This window comes from Brevibacillus sp. BD137 (genome assembly GCF_041644655.1).
Taxonomy (GTDB): domain Bacteria; phylum Bacillota; class Bacilli; order Brevibacillales; family Brevibacillaceae; genus Brevibacillus; species Brevibacillus brevis_D.
This window is the reverse complement of record NZ_JAOTNO010000004.1, coordinates 507,100-531,798: the sequence shown is the minus strand read 5'-3', so window position 1 is coordinate 531,798 and position 24,699 is coordinate 507,100. Positions and strand designations below refer to the sequence as shown.

The following is a 24,699-nucleotide window of genomic DNA, read 5'->3' as shown; positions in this document are numbered from 1 at the left end:
TCAAAAGCGCCTTTGCCACCTCACCAAGTGGAAAAAAGGCGCTTTTTGATTATCAGGTCGGAACAATAGCGGACTGTTGGGCCCATTCTTCTACGCTGACCAACTGATACTCCACCAGTTGGGTAAAGAACTGAACATCCAGCAAAGAATCGACTTGAATCCCCCGCTTTTCTCGTGAAGGGAAATGCTTTTCGGCATACAGTTTTGCCAAAATATATTTGCGCGCATTTCCCTCACGTGTCACCTGATCCTCTGCTTCACTGACGATGCATGATAAGGTGTACAAATCTACCATATGGTCTGCGAGCGTTTTTAATTTGTACGTTACATAATCGTGGGTCTGTTGCATGAGATAGGAAATATTTTCCGCCAGGATGGCCAGTTCTGTTCGAGTCAGCTCGGCGTACGGCTGTGAAAAGGCATGCTTCCAGCCAGCTATGCGCTCCCGAAGCATTCTGCTAAACACTTCGTGGCTGTTTTCTTTTTGCATCACACGCAAAATATCGAGTGCCAGTATATTCGAGGTGCCTTCCCATACGGTCAAAACTTGCGCGTCACGCAACAGACGCGGCGTCACGTATTCCTCGATATAGCCGTTACCGCCATGAATTTCAATCGCGGTATGGGTTGATTTGACAGCTTCTTCCCCTGTACGGTATTTCAGCAAAGGAATCAGTAGGCGTGCAAGCGCGTTATCCTCTTTGCTCGCGGAATGAGACTGCAAACGATCATAGACAGCAATCATATCAAACACGGCTCCCGTGCTGACCTCTGTATCCAATAAGAGGCTCACCAGCATTTCTTTTACCATCGGGTACTGATCAATTGGCTTCCCGAATGCACGGCGTTGCTCGGCATAATACCTCGCTTCGTAAAAAGCTCGACGCATAATCCCAATCGAAGCAATCGCGTTGCAAATGCGCGAGAGGTTCAGGGCTTCTGCCATGTATTTGAAGCCGTTCTGTGGCTCCCCGATCAAATAACCCTCTGCCCCGTTCAACAGTATCTCCGCAGATGGTACGGCGTTGACGCCCAGCTTTTCTTTCAAGCGGCGGACCTGGATGTGATTGCGTTCATTGTCAGGCTTTACCCAAGGCACCAAAAACAGTCCGAGCCCTTTTGTCCCGCGTTCCTCCTCATCGATTCTTGCCAAAACAGTCGCAACAAATGCTCCGGCATTGCTCGCAAAAAACTTTTCTCCTGTCAATCGGTACACTCCGGGCCGACCTGCTACTGGCTCTGCAACGGTCAAATTCGCACCGACATCCGACCCGCCCTGTCTCTCGGTCAGCCAAGTAGCCCCTTCATACAAGCGAGTGCGGTCACGAGAGGTCAGTCCTGTCAGGTACTGCTCCTTCTGTTCTTCGCTGCCGTAACGATCAAGTAAATAAGCGGCTGACATCGACAAGGTGACAGGGCAATAAAAGCCCGGCTCAGACTGGCTCACGAGATAGCCCATGAAAAAGGAATAGCTGTACGGCGCTTTTCTCCCCAACTCAGGGATGTCTTGATACAAATAGCTGACGATGCCTGCTCCGTAAACCTCTGCTACTGTTTCCTTGTAGCCTTCATTGGTAATAATCTCGGAAATATCCTCGCCCAGCCGATTGTACTTGCGCAATCTTGGCTTGCCTTCCCTGTCTGTATAAGCGGCACGCTCATCAATGGGTCCTGCCACTTGCGCACCTAACCAGCTCAACTGCTGTTTGGCCCATTCATGCATGGAAGCAGGGAGATAACGTTCCAGCAAGTAATTGAGATTGGGATCTGCTTTGAAAAAGTTTTCCCCGTGTGGCATACGGGGGTGCGGGATGTTGTCACTGTAAGTTCGCTGATCGATGCTCGTTTGCAAATCACTCATCGCAGCTCCACTTCCTTTTGGGAACTGACATCACGCAATACATGCTTCAGGACTTTTCCGCTCGTGTTCCGCGGCAGCGCAGGAACGATATTCACCTGTCGGGGGAGCTTGTAATCGGCGAGATAACCGCTCAAAAAGTCTTGGATTTCCTCTAGCCAATCTCGATTGTTATCGACACCTGATTTTAGCACCACATAGGCCGTAACCGTCTCGCCCCACTCAGGATGCGGCAACCCTACAACAGCTACCTCAGCAATTGACGGATGACGCTCCAACAACTGCTCGATTTCCTTGGGGTAAACGTTAACCCCACCCGTGATCATCACGTCTTTTTTGCGATCAATCATCCATAGAAATCCATCCTCATCTACCCGTGCAATATCGCCCGTATACACCCAGCCATCTTGTATCGATTCTGCTGTAGCCTCTGGATTGTTGTAGTATCCTTTCATTGTCCCTTCCCCGCGCAAGCGAATTTCGCCCACTTCGCCACTGGCGCATCGCTCTCCTCGCTCGTCTACGACCTCCATTTCGACGAACAATACACCACGATTGCCTATACTTCCGATTTTCTCTGGATGCTCTCTGTGCAAGAGGCACATTCCGGTCGGCCCTGCCTCCGTCAAGCCGTAGACGCATGCCAGTTTATCGCGTCCATAAGCTTCTTCCATGAGCGCAGCCATCTCTTTGGACAAAGGAGCCCCGCCATACATCCAATATTCGATGGAAGACAAATCGTACGCCGCAAACTCGGGATGCTTCATCGTCAGCAAATACGCCACAGGCGCTCCGAAGAAATGCGTAATCCGATGCTGCTGCACCAGGTCCAAAAGAAGCTGCGGCGAGAAGGTCAGAGCCATTACCTGAGTGGCGCCAAGCATGAGCCCTGCAATGAAAAAGAGATGGAGCGGAGCCGAATGACTCAGCGGCATCAAATGTAAAATTCGAGAACGATGTGTCATCGTCAGTTCAATCGACATCATTTTCGCGACAGTCAATAAGCTTCTATGTGTATAAAGCACCCCTTTAGGTCGTCCAGTCGTTCCAGATGTATAGAGGATACTAACCTCGCTATCTTCGTTCATGTTCACCAAATAGGGCTGTAGAGAAAGCGCATTCATTTCATCAAAAGATACGTCAGTGGCATCCCACTCAGCAATGCCCTGCCAATTCCCTTGACTCGTTCCTGTTTTGATTGCCACAAGCTGCGGCGTTTGAAGGACCCACTCATTCACGATCGGCACGAGGGCATCGTGAACAAGAAGTGCCTTTGCTCCGGCATGTTCACATATATGTCGTACTTCTTCTTGAGTTGAGCGCGCGTTGATCGGCACGACGAGTGCACCAGTGCGAATGACGGCGACGTAAAAAATGGCAAACTCCGGACAATTGGGCATCAGCATGACGACCCGATCCCCTTGCTCGATGCCAAGCTCCCGCAAATAGAAAGCCCACTGCGTAGAGCGTGTATCCCACTGGGAATAGCTGACCTCTACATCTCCTGCAACCAGAGCGGGCTTGTCAGGGTATTTCCTTCCGTTTGCTGCGAGCAGAGCTGATACGTTCATCGTTTCTCCTCCTCATTTTCTTCAAGCAATTTTTGTTCAAAGTTTTGCTTGTAGACGAGAATGTCTTCTCTCAGTTGTCGGAGTTCCATGATTTTCTCGTCGATCTCAGCCAGCTTTTGATTGCCGTACTCAATCGTTCGCAAAAGCTGCGCCCGACCTGTACGATCCTCGTCGAACAGCTCAATCATCTCGCGAATCTGATCCAACGAAAATCCGAAGCGCTTCCCTCGCAGAATGAGTCGCAGCCTGGCACGATCCTTACGGTTATAGTGCCTGCTGCCCTTCTCTGTCCGACTGGGGAAAATCAAGCCTAGCTCTTCGTAGTACCGAATCGTTCTGGTGCTGACATCTAATTCTTGAGCAAGATCAGAGATGGTCCACGATTCTTCCTTCTGTATTCCTTCTCTGTTCATGTCCAGCGCCCCTCACTTGCATTTATAAAATTCAGAATTCACCGAACAAAATGATTGTAACTGCCGTTTACGTAAACGTCAACTTGATGAAAAATTTATCGGGTCAATCACCAATCTATTATTCGCCCATATATTGTTATTGTGATTTTTGGGGAAGGAGGTGAAGCAATGGCCGTCATCAAAGCGAACTCCAAAGATGTCGATATGCTTGCCAGACTGATTCGAGCTGAGGCTGAGGGTGAAGGTGAGTTGGGCATGTTGATGGTTGGCAACGTTGGGGTAAATCGGATTTTAGGTAACTGCCTTGACTTCAAAAACATTCGCAGCATGCGTGACATGGTCTATCAATCTCCGGGAGGATTCGAAGCGGTCCAGAGGCCGTATTTCTATCAACGGACCAGGGATAAAGAAAGACGATTGGCACAGCGCGCAGTCAATGGCGAAAAGACCCGTCCGGCTAGCAACGCATTATGGTTCTACCGGCCTTCCGGAAACTGTCCAGCTACCTGGTGGGATCAACAAAACTCCGGTCGCTATAAGGCACACTGCTTCTTCGTTCCAACACCTGCAGATTGTCCACGCGTCTATTAAAAGGAATAGATAGATAAAGGAGCGAGTTCATCATGAGTCAACAAATGCCTTACACTGGTTACCCTCAACAACAATTCGGTTACGACATGTACCCATCCGCACAGTATCCATACGGCATACCTCAGCAACAACAGCAGATGATTCAGCAGCAGCAACCTCAACTGGTTCCGATGCAACCAAGCGGATCCTTGATTCCTGGAATGCCCATTACTCCTGGGCAAGTGCTGGAAGAATCGTACATCGAAAACATCCTTCGCCTGAATCGAGGCAAAGTCATTACCGTGTACCAAACGTTTGAAAACAACAGTCAATGGAACGCTAAAATTTTCCGTGGCGTCCTTGAAACAGCTGGCCGGGACCACATTATTATCAGCGATCCACAAACTGGCAAACGATATTTGCTCCTGATGGTCAACACCGATTACATCACGGCGGACGAAGAGTTGAATTACATCCCGCCTCAGCTTCCAACAGGAGTTCGGTAAGCAACCAAGCACAAAAAGACAGTTTCCTTCGGCTATCCCCGGGAACTGTCTTTTTGACGTATCTACCATTCCATGCTATTAATGAGGGAGATACACAACCGCTTTGCAAAGGATGAGGAAGAGTGGCATTTGGGATTACACGAGACGAACTAAACCGTTGGAAGCAAGCCGTTAGTCAAGGCGAATTGGCATTTCTTACACATTATTGGCTGGACCCCCGGTTTCCTGGAATCAAAACCGTTACAAAAGTAGGCTGTGCCAATTATTCGTTACTGACAGACTGGTGCCTTGTCAACGGACTCGATCCTGCCTACATTCATAATCGTGCGCCCTTTCCGCATTTTGATTTACTTGGCGAAAAACAAGTCCAGATCTTGCAAAAGGAAGGTCTGTGGGATCACTTGGAGCGCTTCCGCATGCTGGAAGATGGACGAGACTAGGACGGATCTTTTTGCACGTGATAGCCTCGATCACCATATGGCGCCAGCTTTTCCATCCATTTATCTTCGAGTTTTTCCAATGCACCTTTCAAATCAAAATACGGATGGTCTTTCTTTTCAACCTTCTCTAGCACTTCGATTTCAAAAGCGTCCGGACCGTATTTATCCCAGTCTTTTTGCAGCTGTCGATTAGGATGCGAGCCATGCTGAAGCATGAACTTTCTACCGTTGATCGTTTTTAGGTTATTCGTGCTGGCGATGAAGACTTTGTCAGTTTGCTTGTTCTTTATTTGATAAACACCTGCATCGGTTTCTACTTCCTTGTACATCTGCTTGAGCTCTTGCTTGCGGTTCATCTGCTGCGCCCCCCGTTCCTCTCCTTCACTTTCCACAGCGATCCTCCAATATTGACTACCGTCCGCCTGTCTATCCATCAATCCAGCATCGACTAAATATCTCCGCAAGGTCACATAATCATCGTAGAGACCTTCTAGAATCTCATTCACTTCCCGCTCGGTGTAGAAACGATCAAGCTCGAATTTTTTGGAAATCTCTTCGAGTAGGATGAGTTTATGCTTTTGCTTGCGTGGGAAGCGCTCTAATCGACCTGATAGTCCATTCGGCAGGAATTTCTTTACGACCGCGGCATACTCTGTGACATCGCCATCTTTCGAGGTGTTCTTTTGCTTGCTTGATTTGGCATCGTTGGACGATTGATGTTTATCCGCTTCATGCAATAACTCCATCATGACCAGGAACACCTTGGCCTGGCGTTCTTTCTCCTTGAGTGCAAAGCGGTGATTACGGATCGTCGATGCACTGCCGATCCCCATTTCATTTTGAACCTCGGCGTCTGTCTTTCCTTGGTAAAAAAGGCGAAGTAAATTAACTTGATGATCAGACAAGCCCGTCAATCGTTTATCCAACTGGCTCAGGTGGGTAAAGACAGAACCGTGCGTAACCTCGATATGATGGCGGATAAAGCGAGACGCTTCGTACAGGACACCCTCCACTGGATAAATGATTCCTTTCTCCACCTGTTCCCCGCAGAGCAAACACATAAAATGTTCGTCTTGTTCGATGTAACCTTGCTTCCATTCTTGAAGAGAAGCGCTCCAAAATGCTTCGTGAAGACTCATATATAAACACAACCTTTATTCGTTTGAGTTATTATAGATAACTTATCACCGTGTTTATTCCCTGTCAAACAAAAAAAGCTCTCCGTTGTATTCGCACAACAGAAAGCCTTTTTATCTATGCTTCACTGGCTCGCATCGAAAGACTTGCTTGAGCCAACTCTTTTAAAAATGTCAAACGGTCACCTTTGTAGAAACGTCCTTCTGTTGCTGTACGTTTCTGCCGATAGCGGATGGCCAATCGGTTTACCATGCGATTAATCTCCAGATGTTGTTCCTCTTCCATCGTAAACCGTACAGCGTATTCGTAATAGTCCGTTTCCCACGGAATCGTGCGAACTACGTGGCCGTACATTTTCAGAGCCTGTCCGCACAATTCCGTCGCAAACTGCAGAACGAGCTGGTCATTTGCTGGCATTTTGAGATGAGAAAGAAAACGAAGTCCACCTGCCCCAATATCCTCGATCAATACCTGCGTGCTCCCAATCTCCATGGTTTTCCCTTTGACCAGCACAATGGTCATGTCTGCACAGAGGGCGTATTCTAGACGTAAGCGAAAAAATTCACGTTGATGCCCCTCTGATCTACCTGGCATTGTTTTCTCCTTCTTTCTCATCTCATAGTGGGTAACACGCAAAAGAAAGAGCGCCTGTCATCTTGGCGCCTTTCTTTTTATTTTTTGGGCTTTCGGTATCTGATCTCCTGCTCCTTCACCTGAAAACGATTCCATAATTCCCTTTCATCATGTGTGATGGAATCATGCTTTTCCAGCCGGAAGAGGAGTCTAACAACCACCCAAACAATCAAAAGAAATGCAAAAAAGATAACCAGTGTTAGAAAGATCATAAATCGTACCTCCTCCCATTTACTAACAACATATGGGAGGAAGCAAAATAAGATAACCAAATGTGTCAAAAACGTGACGAACCTTCTTTTCTAAAAGGTTGTCACACTTCTCGGCTTCTCGGAAACAGCAAACAGTCTATCCAAAATGGGGAGCTTTTCTGGTGCATCCAGCTCCAACTGGCCGTATTGATACAGCTTTCGTGCCGTTACTACCCCCATCACGAGTGAAGAAAAATCCGAAATATCTAGCTCCACCGAAACGTCAGACTCCGCTGCCTCTCCTACTTCCGGACGTCCATCGACAAACTTGATGAGCCATGTCCCTTCACTCTCAGGCAGGAACGAATCGTGGATCGTCAGCTTTACATTCACTGTTTCTGAACCAAATCGGTGGTGGGACAGCTGGCGGAAAAATCCCGGTACATCAATAATCCGATACATCAGACCGACTCCAGATACATGGCTCTCATGATAAATGCTCCATAAAATCGAATCCGTTCCATTGCCCGGATCGGATAGCAATAAGTGAAAATCTTCGTCCGGCGTCGTGAACTCGATTCGCTGAATCTGATCGGCCTGACTCCGCAGGAAAGAGAGCAGTTGTGCAAGTGCTTCGCGGCTCTCATACTGAAGCTCTCTTACTTCTATGTTATTGATGAGTTTGTTTTTTTCATGAGCGCTCTGGAACTGGAAAGCGAGGTATCCGGCGAATTTCCCTTCCTTTTTGTAACCGACGACAATCATTTCAGGGACATCGAGGAGTCTGTCCCACTCACGGTCTGTTCGCTTGATCATGCCATGGGTTTGACGGGCGATGCGATGATAGCAAGCAGACAGTTCTTCTTTGTCCTCTTTTCTTATATAAACGATTTTGTCCTTGCCTACAAACGGCAGGCTGGACGGCTTGAACTTGTATTGATGAACCTTGGTCCCTATTCCAAAACCCATTTGCTTGTAAAAATCAACACGAAACGGATAGAGAGAGACCAGCGAGATTCCCCGTTCCCGATAGCTGGAAAGAAAACCTTGAAGCATCGACATGGCGACCTTTTCCTTTTTATGCAAAAGGTCTACGGCGACCAGCCCAATTCCGCCAGTCAAGAGCGGTGTACCAAGAACGTTCATAGGAAAATCGTACCATTTCATTATACCCGCTAATTGTCCATTACGGTAGCAGCCGTGGTAGCTGACATGTGGATCGTTTTCGATCGTCTCCCTTATGCGTTGGGCAAATCGCTGTCTGCTCTCTGCACTCAGTAGATTGCTTCCAGGGTAGCTCAACGCTGCAATTCTCACGACCTCATCGATATCGTCAATGGAAACCGGGCGAATCTCCTCCATCATCTCATGCACTCCTGTCTGCAAGAAATTGGGCATCTAGGAAAATAGTATCGATGAATGTAACGGCTGGCAATACGAAGTTTGCATTTTTTGGAAAATTGTAACCAAATATTGAAAAACGCCCGCACGCGGCGGACGTTTTCGAATTAGTGTGTCTGCTTGACTCGGTTTCCTTTTGCGATCAAAAGGGTCAGAACAAAGCTGCTTATCGCAAGCACGAAGGTCCCTGTGAAGACCACATGAACACCACTAGCCAATAAGTCTCGGATCTGTGCCAGCTGGGCCACAGGGATCGATCCGTGTTCAAACGAGGCCCCTAAATTCGTATGGCCACCTGCTACAGTCACCATGTTGAACAACATTCCAAATACCGCTGCCCCGAAGGTTTGGCTAAATGTACCCGTGAATGTATTGAGGGCAATGGCAGTCCCCCTCTTGTCGACTGCAACAGACGATTGAATTTTTACCATAACGATTGGGGAAATGAGTCCCATTCCCAAACCAATTGAGCCCACAGCTACATAAATGAGGTATCCCGCTGAGTGAGTGGATAGGAAGCTCAACAATGTTGTCGCTACCGTCAGAACGGCTGTCCCTGCGATAAATAACTGTTCCGCTCGCAGCTTTCCTAACAAGTTCCCCGCAAGGATAGAGCCGATCGTCCAGCAAACTGGCATCGGTGTTAGAACAAAGCCAGCCATCGTCGCGCTTTCGCCCAAGACTCCCTGGCTCCAGATCGGCAAGTAAACCACCATGCTGATTACAATTCCATTGGTCAAGAGCGTCAGCAGATTGATCATGGTTACATTTCGATTGGTAAAAAGCGAAAGCGGAATCAGCGGCTCAGGCGATTTCTTCTCCACCGATACAAACACTAGATAGGTCACCAAAGCAAATACGATCAAGGAAATCGTCACTGGACTGGTCCAGGATTGATTCTGGCTACCTGTTAACAAGGCATACAACAAGGCGATGGTCCCGACCGAAAAAATAAGCGCGCCCGGATAATCGATATGGCGCTTTTCTTTGACGGCAAGCTTTTCCTTGTACAAAAAGATGAGCATAAAAAACGATACAAGTCCAAAAGGCAAGTTAAGAAAAAAGATATAACGCCACGTCAGTGTATCGACCAAAAATCCTCCGACCAACGGACCTGCCACACCGGAAAGTCCCCATACAGCACTAATCCAGCCCTGCGCTTTTGCTCGAGCAGTCTGCTCCGTATACAAATCACCGATAATGGTCATCGTAATCGGCATGACTGAACCTGCACCCAAGCCTTGAATGGCACGAAAAATAATGAGCTGCCACATTGACGTCGCCACTCCACAGAGCGTAGAACCTAACAAAAAGATGCCGATCCCGATTAACAACACGTTTTTTCGGCCAAATAAATCAGCTAGTTTACCGTAAATGGGAGCAGATACGGCAGTGGCAAGCATGTAGATGGCGTATACCCAGCTCACCTGTTCAAAGCCTGCCAAATCACTCGTAATGCGCGGTACGGCTGTACTCACAATCGTTCCTTCCATCGCAGCAAGGAATGTCGAGAGCATAAGGGCAATCATAATCTGTAGTCTCATCTCGATCTCCTCTCTCTCTATGTACGCATGATCGCGAGTAGCGAAAAAGCATTGTTTAGTATACCACATGAAAGAACAATCTTTCTTGACGAACGAAAAACCTCGTCTTGTCAAATAACAAGCGAGGCATTGTTTTTCCGTTCAGGGTTATCGATTGGCTGCATTGGCTGCGCGTCGTTTCACTGCTGCAAACACCTGCTGGTAATAATGTACTTCATGCGGTACAAAGTCAGCCTTGGCCGCGATCATTGCTATATCCTTTGCTTCACCATTTTCCATTAGCAAAAATCCATTCACCGTCATCTGCCCAATCTCGCCCGCAAACAACCGCTCTAACTCACGCAGACTGACCCAAAACAGCCCCGTGACTTCTTCTTCCTGTATACGGTACTCGCCTAAGGGTTGATCGCATTCATACAAAAATGTATGGCACATTTCCTTATCAATGATAGAGGGGGCAACCATTACATCACGAATTACGCCTAACTGGTCCAATTCCTCAAAGCTCACGGACAAGCCCAGCTCCTCCTCCAATTCCCGTACGCCGTCACACGGCTGTTCCGAGGCGAGAAGATGACCGGCAGAGGTAATGTCGAGGAGATCTGGACAAGTATCCTTTTGTGGATGTCTTTTTTGGAACAACATTTCGATCTGATCATCTACTACACGATAAATCCAGCAGTGAAAGGTCTGGTGCCACAGCCCCAAGCGGTGTGCTTCGCTACGCGCTTCTACCCCGATGTGCTGTCCTGCTTCGTCAAATATGTCTAGCTGCTCTTCCTGCATGTTTTCCACCCCATGACTTGTCTCTTGAGCATTTCTCTTCCCCAAGGTACATTCCCGGTCCAGAACGTGAATTCCTCTATTGACGAAAAAAGGGACAGCGACAAGCGCCATCCCTTCTATTTCTATTAGTTGATCGATACATCATCCAGCATCAAGTAGCCAACAGGGCTCAGCCAGAAGCCATTTACATTCTTGGATGTAACCGCCACATGATCAATCGTACGGATTGGAAGAATCGGTACTTCCTTCAGCTCGATTTCTTGCAGCTTTGCGTAAATTTCATTGCGTTTTTGCGCATCTTTTTCGCGACGTCCTTCTTCAATCAGCTTGTCTACCTCTGGATTGTTGTAGAACGCCATGTTACCTGCGCTGCCTTTCGAAGTGCTGTGGAAGACGTTGTACTGGTTGTAGTCGCCATCCCCTGTTGCATTGCCCCAGCCCCCGATGAACATCGCATGCTCACCATTGTCTGCGTACTCCAGATACGCACCGTATTCCATTACTTTGATCTCCAAATCAATGCCGATGCCTTTCAACTGTGACTGGATGACTTCTGCTACGTTCATGCGCTCTTTACGGTCATCTGTCACGATGGTTGTCTTGAAGCCGTTTGGGTAACCTGCTTCTGCGAGCAGTGCTTTTGCTGCATTGACGTCATAAGCGTAATCCTGGAGATTCGGATTGTAGCCGATGACTTTTGGTGACAGCGAGGAAACAGCCTGTGTTCCAACATTGTTGTATACCCCTTGTACAATAGCTTGCTTTTCGATTGCATGTGCGACAGCTTGACGTACACGTGCATCATCAAATGGCTTCTTCTGCACGTTAAAGCCGATGTAATCCACACCCAAGCCTTCTGCACGCACCATGTTCATCCCAGGAGATGCCTGTGCCCGCTCTACTTCCGTCACGGGAAGCTGGTCGCCGATGTGCGCTTCGCCTGCTTCGATCATCGCTACACGCGTCGTATCTTCTGGAACAACCTTATACAATACTTCATCTACCTTTGGCTTTTCACCCCAGTAGGTATCATTTTTTGCTAGTTTCATTTCTTGACCCGGTGTCCATGATGTAAATTTGAAAGGTCCGGTTCCCACAGGCTGCTTCGCCAATGTATCGGAATGCTCGGCAATTGCTTTCGGGCTGATGATACTTCCTTCTGAGCTAGCCAAGATGGAGAGCAGCGGTGCAAAAGGATACTCCAGTACGAAATGTACTGTCTTATCATCTACGATCTTAATTTCCTTGATCATGGAGAAGTTGGATGCACGCGGTGATGCAACCTTTGGATCGAGTACACGTTCGAACGTCTTTTTCACAGCGTCTGCTGTAAAGGGTGTACCATCGTGGAACGTAACGCCCTCACGGAGCTTAAACTCCCATGTCAAGTCATCGAGCTGTTTCCATTCAGTTGCTAGAGTAGGCTTGTACTCGCCGTTTTTATCGCGAGAAACCAAGCTCTCGTACACTTTTCCATACACATAGTTTGCCGAAGGAATATTGGAAATGAAATGCGGGTCCAGATTATTGGCGTCTGCCTTGCGAGCGACAATCAGGGTTCCCCCTTCTTTCGGCGCTTCAGCAGCAGTTGTATTCGTCGAACCGGATTGCCCCGAGCTTGCACCACCACATCCAGTCAGCGCAACACTAACCGTCAATGTCAGAGCCAACAAGGAACCGACCATGCGCGTTTTCTTCATTTGTGTCTACCCCCTGTAGAATACTGTCGAAAATTCTGAATGTATTTCTTATTTGCATTATACGGTAGATTCCCAACCGAACCTTTCAGCATCTTTACATCAATTTATAATATTTTTACTTTTATTTAATTTCACGCAGATGAAAGATATGAAAAAACACTCGATTTCGTAGCTTCGGGTGGAGAAGCATGTTTCCAGTCTTCGCTTCGGCCTACGCCCCGCAAGGGGTGAAGACTGTCCACTTCGGAATGAATGACGGGAGCCGCTTCAAAAGTGGTAGCCTCGAGGAGGTGTTCGCACGTTGAAGCTAAAAACGCTCCCGTCATTCATCCCTCCGCTTGGTCGGGCTCCAGAGGCGCTACGACTGGAAACACGCTTCTTTGGCGTTGCTCTTCTTGATTTTCCGATCTGTATATTGAAAGACAAGAAGAGAATGATTGAAGGTTCTTCATGATTGTCCTTTTTTAGCATTCTAATAAATGGGTTTGATATAAAAATCATATTTTAGTTAGCTAAGTAATATTTTATCATCTTGAATCGACTTTCAAATAATTAAACAAAGCTACGCCAGAAGAAGTGCATTTCCAGTCCGAGCGCCTCTGGAGCCCATCTCAGCGTAGGAATAAATGGCGGGGAATTTAAGCTTCACTTATGAACTACCTCCTCGAACTTCTACGTTTGAAGCGCTCCCGCCATTTATTCCGAAGCGGACAGTCAATCCCCTTGCGGGGCGGAGGCCGAAGCGTAGACTGGAAATGAACTTCTTCCTTCACTACGGCTACTATTACTAGCAAATGAAAAATCCGACCTCCCTAAGAAGATCGGATTACGTTTCCTACTCTTTATTGTTTCTGCCAAACCACCTTGCCCGAGAAAACCACTGCTTCCTTCGGAGATTGTCTAGCCACAGCCTCAGCGGAGCATTTGGCACGGACGAAAACCACATTTGCCTCATCTCCGACTTTCGGCCAAACTTGATTGCCAGCTTGATCTAGTGGAGTCACGCCACCAGTAACGAATCCCAGTGCACGCGATAGAGATCGCTCATCGATCCACCGGAACCGTTCAGCCAGACGGTTTGCTTTCTGTAACATATCTCCGGTTCCAAATGGGTCCCAATGATCAGTAATGTTGTCATTGCCCAATCCAACATGGACGCCTTTTGCATGAAGCAACGGAATTGGGATGGTTGGCATATCAATGGGAACAGCCGACATGACAGCGATTTGCTGCTCGGCGAAAAGCTCCGCGACCTCTTCCGCCACCGCAGTCGGTACCTCTCCTAGCCCGTAAGCATGGCTGACAGTGACTCGACCTTGCCAACCCGCATCCTTCGTCATTGCAGCCAATTTTTTCATCATATAAACACCCAAATGACCAGGCTCGTGCAGGTGAATGTCCACATCCGCATTCGCTTCAACCGCTATATCCATCATCGTATCAAGAGATTTCTCGATATCATCGTCAAACGTGGCAGGATCGACACCACCGACGAGTCCGGCTCCATGCTTCATCGCCTCACGAACGAGGGAAACAGAATCACTGCGCAGCAAGCCATGTTGGGGAAACGCGACAATTTCCCAGGAAAGTTTTTCACGGTAAGTCGCCAATGCCTCCAATGTGGCTTCCAGATTTTTCAGCCCAATGACCGGGTCAATGTTGCAATGCGTCCGCACGTGAGTAGCGCCGTGCGATTGCACTAACTCCAGCAGCTTTTCTGCACGCTCACGGGCAACGGGAAGCTGGAGGGGTAGCAGTTCCTGCTCTTGCTCGATTCGAAAAAAACGATTGGGAGCAGGAAGAACAGCTTGCCACGGACCTCCATAAAATGTTTTGTCTAAATGAATGTGCATTTCCCGGAAAGAAGGAAGCATCAGTAGGCCTTGTGCATCCCATACAGATACCCCGTCAGGTATATCTGACAGCGCAGGTACGATTTTCTCAACGCGACCGTCCGTGAGCAAGACGTGGAAACGCTCCGTCTTTGTTCCCTTCACGATGCCATTCTCCTCTATATACCCACATTCCAGACTCGCATTTTTGATCCACAAGCTTGCTTTCATGCTTCGTCTCCCATCCTTTTCTCTCTAAATGTTTGCGTTATTCGATCGTAATGCCTTTGATCATCATATACCCAGAAGGGCTGATCCAGAAGCCTTTGATGTTTTTGCTGACTGCAGCGACATGTTCAAGATTGCGGATCGGGACGATTGGTGCTTCTTGCTTTTCAATCTCCAACACCTTCGCATAAATTTGCTTGCGTTTTTCCGTATCCTGCTCGCGGCGCCCCTCTTCGATCAGCTTGTCCACTTCTTTATTCACATAGAATGTTGTGTTACCTCCTTTGCCCAAAGAGCTGGAGTGGAACAGATTGTACTGGTTGTAGTCAGCGTCTCCAGTGGCATTGCCCCAGCCACTGATGAACAGCTCTGTTTCACCGTTGTCTTCTGCATCCAAATAAGCTCCATACTCAAGCACTTTTACCTCTACTTCAATGCCGATTCCTTTTAACTGGGACTGAATGACTTCCGCAGCATTAATCCGTTCCTTGCGATCGCCTGTCCACAGGGTTGTCTTGAAGCCGTCTGGGTAGCCTGCTTCTTTTAACAGGGCCTTCGCCTTATTCGGATCGAACTCGTATCCTTTTAACGCCCCATCGTATCCTAGAACCTTCGGACTCACTGCTGAATTCGCTTTCGTTCCGACATCGTTGTACACACCTTTGATGATCGCATCTGTCTCAATCGCATAGTTGATCGCCTGACGAACACGGATGTCGTCAAACGGTTTTTTCTTGGTATTGAACCCGATGAAATCTGTCCCTAAACCCTCTGTTCGGTACAAGCTCATATGAGGGGAATTACTGACGCGGTCAATTTCCGTTACCGGCAATGGTTCAGCGATGTGCGCCTCTCCCGTCTCTACCATGGCTACGCGGGTCGTGTCCTCCGGTACGACTTTGAAGACGGCCTTCTTGAATTTTACCTTCTCTCCCCAGTAATTGTCATTTTTCACGAGGACAATCTCTTGGCCAGGTGTCCACGATTCGAATACAAACGGTCCTGTACCGACGGGATGTTTGCTCAGGTCCTTGCAGTATTGCTCTATTGCTTTTGGACTGATGATGCTGCCTTCGTGGTTGGCGAGAATCGACAGTAATGGGGAGTACGGGTAAGCTAACTTGAATTGCACGGTGTAATCATCCACTACTCTTATGTCCGAAAGCATCTTAAACTGAGACGCGCGTGGAGAGGCGACTTTTTCATCGCGTACGCGTGCGAATGTTGCTTTCACCGCTTCGGCGTTAAATGGCGTACCATCGTGAAAGCTGACTCCCTGACGTAGCTTGAACTCCCAGGTGATGTCGTCCAACTGCTTCCATTCCGTGGCTAGCATTGGTTTGAACGCCATGTTATCATCTCGCTGGACAAGACCTTCGTACACATTGTGATGGACCACACTCGCTGCATTGATCGCTGAAATAAAGTGCGGGTCCAGATTGTTTGCGTCAGACTGCCGTGCAATCACCAGCGTCTGATCTGTTGCCGGAGCTTCCTTCGCAGTCGGAGTCCCTGCCGTACCTTGCTCTGTACCCGATGAACAGCCTGTAAGCACGAGGCCAACGCTCAGAATACCTACCAGCATTGAACCTAGCATCTTCTGTTTTTTCACTAGACTCGCCCCCATTTTATTCTTTCTGTGTATAATCAATCAGCATAGCTCGTTCCCAATGGGCGAGACTATGCTGATCGTGAAGCACTTTTTTGCTGAAATTATGGCATGGTTACATCGTCGATCTCAATGTGTCCTGCTGGGCTGATCCAAACTCCTTCTACGCCTTTTTGAATCGCTGCGAGGTTTTCTGAGAAGCGATAGGGTACCATTGCCGCTTCGTCCATTTCGATTTGCTGTGCTTTTTCGTAGATTTGCTTCCGTTTTTCTTCGTCTTTCTCTTTGCGGCCCTCATCGATCAGCTTGTCCACTTCCGGATTGCTGTAGAAAGCATGGTTGCCGGCTGCCCCTTGCGACTTCGTGTGGAACAGATTGTATTGGTTGTAGTCTGCATCTCCTGTGGCATTTCCCCAACCGCTGAGGAACAATTCTGTTTCGCCTTTGTTAGCTGCTTCAATATAAGCACCGAACTCTAGCACTTTCACTTCCAAATCGATGTTAATTTGTTTCAGCTGTTGCTGTAGCACCTCTGCCAAGCTTACTCGTGCCTTGTTATCATTCAAGTAAATGGTTGCTTTGAAGCCGTTTCCGTATCCAGCTTCCGCCAACAGCTTTTTGGATTTTTCCAGATCGTAAGGCAAGTCTTTTACATTCGGGCTGTAACCAACCATGGACGGGGTAATGGAGGAATGGGCAACCGTCCCGACATCGTTGTAGACCCCTTGAAGGATGGTTTTCTTATCGATTGCATGTGCAATCGCTTGACGAACGCGTACATCATCGAATGGCTTCTTCGAGTTGTTAATCCCGATATGATCGCTAGCGAAAGCAGGGTAACGGCCAAGTGTCATACTCGGAGAATTTTTCACCCGATCGACTTCTGTCACTGGCAATTGCTCAGCTACATTCGCCTCTCCTGTCTCGACCATCGCGAGTCTGGTCGTATCCTCTGGAACGGTCTTGAAGACGACTTTATCCAGCTTCGGTTTGTCGCCCCAATAATTATCATTTTTCACCAGGACGACTTCTTGACCAGGTGTCCATGATTCGAATTTATAAGGCCCTGTTCCCGTTGGATGCTTGGTCAAATCTTTCCCATACTGTTCAATCGCTTTTGGTGACAAAATTCCCCCCTCTGCACTGGCGAGCACAGACAAGAGTGGTGCATATGGATAGTGCAGGATGAATCGAACCGTTGTATCATCCACCACCTGTACTTCTTTTATGGCTTCAAACAAGTTGGCGCGGTTAGAGCCTACTGCCGGGTCTTGGACACGAGCAATCGTCTTTTTCACAGCTTCCGCATTGAACGGTGTGCCATCGTGGAACGTCACACCAGAGCGAAGCTTGAATTCCCATGTCACATCATCGAGCTGTTTCCATTCAGAAGCGAGTGAGCCTACATATTTGCTTTCTTTGTCCATCCGAACGAGACCCTCGTATACCTTGTGATGAATGATGGCGGCGGAATTGATTTGCGTTAGAAAATGTGGGTCAAGGTTGTTCGCATCAGACAAGCGGGCGATGACGAGTGTCCCGCCTTCTTTGCCAGCTGGTGATGAAGCATTGGTTTGCCCTGAAGAATTGGAAGTCCCTCCTGCTTCAGGTGCTTGTGAGCAGCCTGCCAACGCTGTAGAAACCGCAACGGTCATGGCAAGCAGCGTCTGGAAAAAGCGCGTCTTTTTCATGTAGTTATCCCCCTCTTTTGTGAAAAACGTCTCGATGTTTTTCATCAATGTTGATGTGACCGCTTGCGGTCAAAAAAACGGTCGTGACCGCTTTTTGCGCCAGATGTACTTGAATATTTTGAGCATTCGCGCATATTTCATTTTACCCACTATTCTGTCACGGTGTTTTCACTCTCTTTACTTGTATTTTCACTTTCTTTACTCTTTTTTTCACTTTTTCTACTTTTATGCGAATCATGCAATAAAAATAGACTTGGAGAATATGTTGCTGTAGTGGTGGGGAGGAAACAGGAGAAAACGCTCAGATTCTAGGGCCACCCCTTGGGGGATTGACTGCACGACTCCATGCAAAAAGCGAAACCGCGTCCAAAGTAGTCGATTCAGGAGGTTTTTCAGAGGTGGACACTTAAGAGCGTGTTTCGCTTTTTGCATTCCGTCTCGGTCGGTGTCCCTAAGATCTTCGCTTATTTCTCCTGTTTCCTCTACGAGCTTTCCGTGCTTAAACGGGTTTTTAAACAATTAAAGATTGAAGAAGATCATCAGTTACGCCAGAGAAGAATATTTCCAGACGTAGCGACTTGTGGAGTCCTACCAAGCGGAGAAGGGATTTGCGGGCAAAAGAAACGCAACCATGCCCGCGCGACGAAGCGGCTACCACTTTTGCGTTTCCCCGCAAATCCCTTCGGAGCGGACAGTCTTATCCCTCAGCAGGACGGAGCCTGGAGCCTAGACTGGAAATATTCTTCTCCCCACCGCAGCCACAATACTGGCTTCGCCAAGATTTTTGGTGAAGCCTTCGTACCCAAAGGGCAAAAGTCTTCCATGTCGATATGAATTTTTATAAATACTTATCTACTAAAAAAGACCCTCTCCATTTGTGGAGAAGGTCTCTAGCTACTGCTATTGAATCGTGACTTGGCTCACGTCAATGTACCCTGATGGACTGATGTACACACCCTGTACATTTTTTGCAATGGCTGCGAGGTTTTCACTGCTGCGGAATGGCAGCAACGGCACCTCCTCCATCTCGATTTGCTGCGCCTCTGCGTAGATTTCCTTGCGCTTCTCTGGATCTTTTTCCTTACGCCCCGCCTCGATCAGCGCATCGACTTTCGGATTATTGTAGAAGGAATGGTTGCCTGGCACACCTGCTGACGTGCTGTGGAAGAGGTTGTACTGGTTGTAATCGGCATCCCCGGTCGCATTACCCCAGCCACTAATGAACATTTGCGCTTCCCCTTTTGCCGCCAATTCCAAATACGCGCCGAACTCCATCACTTGAATCTGCAAGTCGATGCCAATTCCCTTCAGCTGGGATTGCAGTACTTCTGCCACATTGATTCGTGCCTTGTTGTCATTGAGATAGATGGTTGCCTTGAATCCGTTGGCGTAGCCTGCTTCGGTGAGCAATTGCTTCGCTTTATTCAAATCGTAGTCTGGCGTTTTAATATTCGGGCTGTAGCCGATGACTTTTGGCCCTAATGACGAGATCGCTACTTTTCCGACATTGTTATAAACCCCTTTAATAATTGCTTCCTTATCAATCGCATGGGCGATGGCCTGACGAACGCGAACATCGTCAAAAGGCTTCTGCTTGACGTTCATCCCGATATGGTCAACCGCGAATGATTCAAACCGCCCCAAAGACATGCTCTGCGAGTTCTGTACCCTTTCGAGTTCAGTGACCGGTAGCTGTTCTGCGACATGAGCTTCCCCTGTCTCCACCATGGCTACACGTGTTGCGTCCTCAGGAATGGTCTTGAAAACGACTTTTTCCAGCTTCGGCTTGTTTCCCCAATACTTCTCGTTTCTCACTAAGACGATTTCTTGTCCAGGTGTCCATGATTCAAAGATGAACGGCCCCGTCCCTACTGGTTTCTTGGACAACTCTTTGCCAAATTCCTTCATCGCCTTCGGACTGATGATGCCACCCTCGGCACTCGCCAGAACGGATAGGAGTCCTGCGAACGGATAATGTAAAATAATCTCTACCTTCAGTGGGTCAATGACCTTCACTTCTTTAATCATGCCAAACATGTTTGCTTTAGGAGTCGGATTGTCTTTGTCCAAAATGCGGTCGATCGTCTTTTTCACCGCTTCCGCATTAAAAGGCTCCCCGTCGTGGAAGGTAACACTGTCACGCAGTGTGAACTCCCAGGTGACATCGTCTTTTTGTTTCCATTCTTTTGCCAAAAGAGGTTTGTACTCGCTATTCCGATCCATCATGACCAGACCTTCATAGAGCTTGTGCTGCGTCACCGCCATGGAGTTAATCTGGGTACTAAAATGCGGGTCCAGATTATTGGCATCGGACAAGCGCGCAATAATCAGGGTACCACCTCCACCCGCTGCGGCGGATGAAGACGCGGGGCTAGTCGAAGCTTGATTGAAGTTGGGCGCGGAATTCGTCCCACTGGATGTCTGACTGCCACCACAGCCTGTCAAGACTGTGGAAACCAAGACAGACAGGGCGAGAATGGATCGTAGCATGTGCTTCTTCTTCACTGTGAATGCCCCCTTATTCTGGATGATAGAATGAAAAGAATATGACATGACTAAATATTACTAATTTTCTTACTATTAATCTTTTCATTATCTTTACCTTTCTTTTCACTTTCTTTACTATGTCGTTTTTGAATGTTCAAAATAACTCTATTGGAGCTACCTGCCATAGTGGAGGAGAAGAAAAAGCACAGGTCTCTTCGACTCTGACACGCCAGCTAGGCGAATTGACTGTCCGTCTCCACTTAAAAAAGGGGACCGTCGAGCCAAAGCCACCCTACGGGCGGACGTTTCTCAAGGAAGAAGTGTTCGACAAGCGTGATCCCCTTTTTGAAGTTCCGACTGGGCAGGCTTTGTCAAGGTCTGCGAGCCCTGTGCTTTTTCTTCTCACCAGTTTTGCTGGTTCATCGGTACCTTCAAAACTTAAAAAGATAAAAAAACCATCCCTCAAAAGAGATGGCCGTGCATGGAAGACCATTTACAGTTCAACATCTTTATCCCACCGTCTTTCCAGATCCCTCACGGTCGAACTTTTCTCGACATCCTGTTCATTCTTGTAAGTTCCCAGCATGACGTCAAAAACAGGGCTGGTAACACCGTACCAATAATGTTCGTTTTTGAAGTGATGCCATAGATGGAGCTTTTTCATCCAGCGCCCCCATGGAGATATGGGTTGAACCGGGCGGTGGGCGATATAATGCGACCATTCATAAAATAGCAGAAATCCGATCACGCCTGTAGCAAAGGCAATGGTCACAATTACGTCGGAAGTGAGCAGATAACAAATGGCTCCCGTTCCTGCAATGAGAGGCAAGCTGTACCACACGGGCAAGAATAACAGGTGCAAGTTGTTGGGATCGGCGTGATGATCGTAATGGAGGCGCTTTAGCATTTGGAGAAAAAATGGATTTCGAGGCGGTTTGAGGTGAAAGAGAAATCGATGAATCAAGTATTCGCTTGCCGCATATCCAATCATCCCCGCCACGAGTGCCACCCATGTTTTCAACACGTACCATTCAGAAAGAGTGATAGACAAGCTAATCAGAAATAGGATGCTCATGATGAGAATATCCGGAAACGTAAAGAATTCCTTTAGATACTTTGCCTTCAACAAAAACGCCCTCCTCTTGTGTTCCTTCACTTGTCTTGTTCCAACACGGTTCGGTTTCTCCTTGTAGACTGGGGTGATTGATCCCCTATGTTTCAATAATATTCCTCATGTAGTAAAGTAAATCTAATAATGACCAGAGGGGTGCGCCAATGATTCGGGCATACTTCATTTCGGGCAGTTTTAAAGAGGTGAAAATTTATTAGAAAAAAGGAGAATCTATTTTGAATTTGTTATCAAACAATTTTTTCCAAGGCGAGCTTCTTCGCTTTACTTCCCTATACCCAGAAGATGTGGAACAGTTGGCACGGTGTACAGAGGATTATGATTATCTACGGATGGTAGACACCGATTTTGCGGTGCCGCAAAATTCCAAGCGCTTCAATAACTTCGAAAATTCAAGCAATAAAAAAGTCGTGTTCATGTTAAGAACCGTAGGAGACAACAAGCTAATCGGTTTTATTCTTTTATTCAAGATTGAATGGAATAATCAAGCAGCCAGTTTAGCCATCGGTATCGGTGAGCCTGAAAATCGCAACAAAGGGTATGGTACTGAGGCTTTGAAAATGATTTTACGCTATATCCTTTCACGAGTTAAATTTAAACCGTGTTGGTTTGGATGTCATCCAGTATAACGAACCTGCTATCCGCGCTTATAAAAAAGCAGGCTTTAGAGAAGAAGGTCGCTTGCGTGAATCGGTGCTTCGTGACGGGAAAAGCTATGATCGTATCATGATGGGGATCTTAAAGAAAGAATGGGAGGCTATCCATAGCCGAGATCACGATCATTAATACCTCAGACATAATCAAAAAAGGCATAGCCCTCTCCCGAAAAAGAGAAGGCTATGCCTCTTATATTGCTGGCGTGACTATTCTGTCACCTTTACCGACCAGCCGAACTTGTCTTCACGCTCACCGTACTGGATCCCTGTCATCTCGTCGTACAGTCTCGTAGTCAGTTCCCCTGTTTTTTCACCGTTGATGATCATCTGATGTCCGTTCCAGTTCAGATCACCGACTGGGGAAATAACAGCGGCTGTTCCCGTGCCGAATGCTTCTTCCAGCTCACCGTTGACGTAAGCGGTATGCAGATCTTCCATGGAAATCCGCTTCTCTACAACTGGAATTCCCCAGTCCTTGAGCAATTGGATGGTCGAATCTCTCGTGATACCCTCCAGGATGCTGCCGTTCAATGCTGGGGTCCACACTTCCCCTTTTACCTTAAAAAAAACGTTCATGCTGCCTACTTCTTCAATATATTTGTTCTCTACGCCATCCAGCCAGAGCACTTGCTCATAGCCTTTTTCTTTTGCTTCCACTTGTGCTTTCAGACCGCCTGCGTAGTTACCTGCCACTTTTGCGTTTCCTGTTCCGCCTCTTACCGCACGAACATAGTTGTTTTCTACGTAAATTTTCACGGGCTTCATGCCACCCGCATAGTACGCTCCAACTGGAGAGAGCACGATCACCAATTTGTACGTATACGAAGCGCGCACACCAAAGCATGGCTCTGTCGCGATTACGAAGGGACGAATGTAGAGAGACTGTCCGCTTTCTGTTGGAATCCATTCTTTATCTACCGCCACCAGCTGTTTCAATGCCTCAACCATGAATTCCTCGTCGATCAGCGGCATGCTCATACGCTCTAGCGAACGGTTCATACGCTTGAAATTTTGATCAGGACGGAACAAGCGAACCTTGCCCTCTTGATTGCGATAAGCTTTCAAGCCCTCAAAGACAGCTTGTCCGTAATGGAACACCATTGCTGCCGGGTCCAATGTCAGCGGAGAGTAAGGGACGATTTGTGGATCATGCCATCCTTTACCTTCAGTATAATCCATGATGAACATATGATCGGTAAAATGCACACCGAACCCCAGCTTGTCAGAAGCTGGTTTCTCTTTTTTCTGTTCTGTCCGGGTAATTGTTAACTGACACTCCATCTTCTACATCTCCCTTAGTATTAAATCCGCGATTTGAAACTTGCTATATATACAAAATAGCAACAATTTTGCATGATTTCCAGCGTAAGTTTGTCCTCCCCCTACAATTTCTCTTGTTATTTAGCGAAAACTTCGCAAAAATTTCGCGATCGATTTTTTTCTTCGCAGGCAGGATGAAAGGAATAGGTATCCCGAAAGGAATGGATAGTGACAGAATGAGGAGGGATATGTATGACCACGCAGCTTCGCTTGCACGGAAAAATTGCCATAGTAACAGGAGCCAGCCGCCTTCAAGGGATTGGGGCTGCTATTTGTAAAATGCTTGCCTCACATGGGGCCGATATTTTCCACACGTATTGGACCGCCTATGACCAATCCATGACGCATGGGATTCAAAAGGATGAACCCGCCATCTTGCAAGAAGAGATCAGACGCTACGGAGTCAGATGCGCCGCGATCGAGATTGACCTGTCACAGCCTGATGGCTACAAGGAGGTGCTCGACGCAGCTACAGCACAATTGGGCGCTCCGAGCATCCTCGTCAACAACGCTTGTTATTCAACAAATGACGGCTTCGAGGCGCTGGATATCGCCAGTTTGGACGCACATTATGCCATCAATGTGCGGGCAACCACAATGCTCAGTGTGGAATTTGCACGTCGCTTCTCCCAACAACGCGGAGGCCGAATCATCAACCTGACATCTGGTCAGTCCAAAGGCCCGATGGTCGGTGAGATCGCGTATGCGGCAACAAAAGGAGCCGTGGATGCCCTGACGACGACACTTGCTGCCGAAGTAGCTACGAGAGGGATTACGGTCAACGCTGTAAATCCAGGACCCACCGATACAGGCTGGATGAATGACGAAATCAAGCATTCCCTTTTGCAGCAATCTCCATTCGGCCGGATCGGACAGCCCGAGGATGCAGCGCGTCTTGTCGCTTTTCTGGCAAGTGACGAAGCGCAGTGGATTACGGGACAAATCATGCATTCTGAAGGCGGGTTCATTCGGTAAGTGAAAAAGCACAATCCGCCGT

The 24,699-nt window shown here is 47.8% G+C and carries 22 protein-coding genes and 1 pseudogene; 7 read left to right on the top strand and 16 right to left on the bottom strand.

Going from position 1 to position 24,699, the window contains the following annotated elements:
• Nucleotides 1-52: 52 nt before the first annotated feature.
• From ODZ53_RS12485 to ODZ53_RS12475, 3 genes are read right to left on the bottom strand one after another with little or no spacing between them, the layout of a single operon-like run.
• Entirely contained in the window at nucleotides 53-1,861 is a 1,809-nt protein-coding gene (locus ODZ53_RS12485; RefSeq protein WP_372677397.1) for an acyl-CoA dehydrogenase family protein, read from the bottom strand.
• Nucleotides 1,858-3,429 carry a class I adenylate-forming enzyme family protein gene (locus tag ODZ53_RS12480; protein ID WP_372677395.1) on the bottom strand — a complete coding sequence of 524 codons (1,572 nt, stop codon included), beginning with the start codon at nucleotides 3,427-3,429 and terminating at the stop codon, nucleotides 1,858-1,860. The genes ODZ53_RS12485 and ODZ53_RS12480 overlap by 4 nt, the downstream gene beginning before the upstream one ends.
• The gene (locus ODZ53_RS12475; protein ID WP_372677393.1) at nucleotides 3,426-3,842 is read right to left on the bottom strand and encodes a MerR family transcriptional regulator; all 417 of its coding nucleotides are present in this window, start codon (nucleotides 3,840-3,842) and stop codon (nucleotides 3,426-3,428) included. Before ODZ53_RS12475 ends, ODZ53_RS12480 begins: the two co-directional genes overlap by 4 nt.
• Before the next feature lie 168 nt (nucleotides 3,843-4,010).
• Between ODZ53_RS12475 and ODZ53_RS12470 the strand changes: the two genes are divergently transcribed.
• From ODZ53_RS12470 to ODZ53_RS12460, 3 genes are all read left to right on the top strand, one after another.
• Nucleotides 4,011-4,433: a cell wall hydrolase gene (locus ODZ53_RS12470; RefSeq protein ID WP_199929171.1), complete on the top strand. Its 423-nt coding sequence runs from the start codon at nucleotides 4,011-4,013 to the stop codon at nucleotides 4,431-4,433.
• Nucleotides 4,434-4,465: 32 nt separating this feature from the next.
• Nucleotides 4,466-4,918 carry a spore coat protein GerQ gene (gerQ, locus tag ODZ53_RS12465; RefSeq protein ID WP_087345273.1) on the top strand — a complete coding sequence of 151 codons (453 nt, stop codon included), beginning with the start codon at nucleotides 4,466-4,468 and terminating at the stop codon, nucleotides 4,916-4,918.
• Between the two features lie 122 nt (nucleotides 4,919-5,040).
• Nucleotides 5,041-5,358, top strand: coding sequence for a hypothetical protein (locus ODZ53_RS12460; protein ID WP_372677391.1), 318 nt, complete (start codon nucleotides 5,041-5,043; stop codon nucleotides 5,356-5,358).
• Here the strand turns inward: ODZ53_RS12460 and ODZ53_RS12455 are convergent.
• The 7 genes from ODZ53_RS12455 to ODZ53_RS12425 all read right to left on the bottom strand — a co-directional run bounded on the left by ODZ53_RS12455 (nucleotide 5,355) and on the right by ODZ53_RS12425 (nucleotide 12,750).
• Nucleotides 5,355-6,497 carry a DUF2087 domain-containing protein gene (locus tag ODZ53_RS12455; RefSeq protein ID WP_372677389.1) on the bottom strand — a complete coding sequence of 381 codons (1,143 nt, stop codon included), beginning with the start codon at nucleotides 6,495-6,497 and terminating at the stop codon, nucleotides 5,355-5,357. The genes ODZ53_RS12460 and ODZ53_RS12455 overlap by 4 nt on opposite strands.
• A gap of 115 nt (nucleotides 6,498-6,612) precedes the next feature.
• Complete coding sequence (locus ODZ53_RS12450; protein WP_172140808.1) at nucleotides 6,613-7,089, bottom strand: PilZ domain-containing protein; 477 nt, start codon at nucleotides 7,087-7,089, stop codon at nucleotides 6,613-6,615.
• A gap of 77 nt (nucleotides 7,090-7,166) precedes the next feature.
• The gene (locus ODZ53_RS12445) at nucleotides 7,167-7,340 is read right to left on the bottom strand and encodes a hypothetical protein (RefSeq protein WP_016739076.1); all 174 of its coding nucleotides are present in this window, start codon (nucleotides 7,338-7,340) and stop codon (nucleotides 7,167-7,169) included.
• Nucleotides 7,341-7,430: 90 nt separating this feature from the next.
• Nucleotides 7,431-8,681: a GNAT family N-acetyltransferase gene (locus ODZ53_RS12440; RefSeq protein WP_372677426.1), complete on the bottom strand. Its 1,251-nt coding sequence runs from the start codon at nucleotides 8,679-8,681 to the stop codon at nucleotides 7,431-7,433.
• Between the two features lie 146 nt (nucleotides 8,682-8,827).
• Nucleotides 8,828-10,264 (bottom strand): MDR family MFS transporter, encoded by a 1,437-nt coding sequence (locus ODZ53_RS12435; protein ID WP_372677387.1) that lies wholly within the window; start codon nucleotides 10,262-10,264, stop codon nucleotides 8,828-8,830.
• Between the two features lie 147 nt (nucleotides 10,265-10,411).
• Nucleotides 10,412-11,050 carry an NUDIX hydrolase gene (locus tag ODZ53_RS12430; protein WP_372677385.1) on the bottom strand — a complete coding sequence of 213 codons (639 nt, stop codon included), beginning with the start codon at nucleotides 11,048-11,050 and terminating at the stop codon, nucleotides 10,412-10,414.
• Between the two features lie 125 nt (nucleotides 11,051-11,175).
• On the bottom strand, nucleotides 11,176-12,750 hold the full coding sequence (locus ODZ53_RS12425) for a glutathione ABC transporter substrate-binding protein (RefSeq protein ID WP_372677383.1): 1,575 nt from the start codon (nucleotides 12,748-12,750) through the stop codon (nucleotides 11,176-11,178).
• Nucleotides 12,751-13,051: 301 nt separating this feature from the next.
• On the opposite strand from ODZ53_RS12425, the gene ODZ53_RS12420 reads away from it, so the two are divergent.
• Nucleotides 13,052-13,204 carry a hypothetical protein gene (locus tag ODZ53_RS12420; protein ID WP_372677381.1) on the top strand — a complete coding sequence of 51 codons (153 nt, stop codon included), beginning with the start codon at nucleotides 13,052-13,054 and terminating at the stop codon, nucleotides 13,202-13,204.
• Between the two features lie 388 nt (nucleotides 13,205-13,592).
• Here ODZ53_RS12420 and ODZ53_RS12415 read toward each other — a convergent pair whose 3' ends face one another.
• The 3 genes from ODZ53_RS12415 to ODZ53_RS12405 form a co-directional block, all read right to left on the bottom strand.
• Nucleotides 13,593-14,813 (bottom strand): amidohydrolase family protein, encoded by a 1,221-nt coding sequence (locus ODZ53_RS12415; RefSeq protein ID WP_372677379.1) that lies wholly within the window; start codon nucleotides 14,811-14,813, stop codon nucleotides 13,593-13,595.
• A 37-nt stretch (nucleotides 14,814-14,850) separates the two neighbouring features.
• Nucleotides 14,851-16,422 carry a glutathione ABC transporter substrate-binding protein gene (locus ODZ53_RS12410; protein ID WP_372677377.1) on the bottom strand — a complete coding sequence of 524 codons (1,572 nt, stop codon included), beginning with the start codon at nucleotides 16,420-16,422 and terminating at the stop codon, nucleotides 14,851-14,853.
• 101 nt (nucleotides 16,423-16,523) lie between these two features.
• Nucleotides 16,524-18,110 carry a glutathione ABC transporter substrate-binding protein gene (locus tag ODZ53_RS12405; protein ID WP_372677375.1) on the bottom strand — a complete coding sequence of 529 codons (1,587 nt, stop codon included), beginning with the start codon at nucleotides 18,108-18,110 and terminating at the stop codon, nucleotides 16,524-16,526.
• A 414-nt stretch (nucleotides 18,111-18,524) separates the two neighbouring features.
• Here ODZ53_RS12405 and ODZ53_RS12400 point away from each other — a divergent pair, with 414 nt between their 5' ends.
• Complete coding sequence (locus tag ODZ53_RS12400; protein ID WP_372677373.1) at nucleotides 18,525-18,944, top strand: hypothetical protein; 420 nt, start codon at nucleotides 18,525-18,527, stop codon at nucleotides 18,942-18,944.
• Between the two features lie 66 nt (nucleotides 18,945-19,010).
• Here the strand turns inward: ODZ53_RS12400 and ODZ53_RS12395 are convergent, their stop codons facing one another.
• A complete protein-coding gene (locus tag ODZ53_RS12395; protein ID WP_372677371.1) occupies nucleotides 19,011-20,615 on the bottom strand; it encodes a glutathione ABC transporter substrate-binding protein in 1,605 nt (534 codons plus the stop codon).
• Between the two features lie 475 nt (nucleotides 20,616-21,090).
• Nucleotides 21,091-21,723 carry a sterol desaturase family protein gene (locus ODZ53_RS12390; protein ID WP_372677369.1) on the bottom strand — a complete coding sequence of 211 codons (633 nt, stop codon included), beginning with the start codon at nucleotides 21,721-21,723 and terminating at the stop codon, nucleotides 21,091-21,093.
• A 221-nt stretch (nucleotides 21,724-21,944) separates the two neighbouring features.
• Between ODZ53_RS12390 and ODZ53_RS12385 the strand changes: the two are divergent.
• Nucleotides 21,945-22,512, top strand: a pseudogene (locus ODZ53_RS12385) (GNAT family N-acetyltransferase).
• A 77-nt stretch (nucleotides 22,513-22,589) separates the two neighbouring features.
• On the opposite strand, the gene ODZ53_RS12380 reads toward ODZ53_RS12385, so the two are convergent.
• Nucleotides 22,590-23,663: a branched-chain amino acid aminotransferase gene (locus ODZ53_RS12380; protein WP_372677367.1), complete on the bottom strand. Its 1,074-nt coding sequence runs from the start codon at nucleotides 23,661-23,663 to the stop codon at nucleotides 22,590-22,592.
• A gap of 231 nt (nucleotides 23,664-23,894) precedes the next feature.
• Here ODZ53_RS12380 and ODZ53_RS12375 point away from each other — a divergent pair, with 231 nt between their 5' ends.
• Entirely contained in the window at nucleotides 23,895-24,677 is a 783-nt protein-coding gene (locus ODZ53_RS12375) for an SDR family oxidoreductase (protein WP_372677364.1), read from the top strand.
• Nucleotides 24,678-24,699 lie beyond the last annotated feature (22 nt).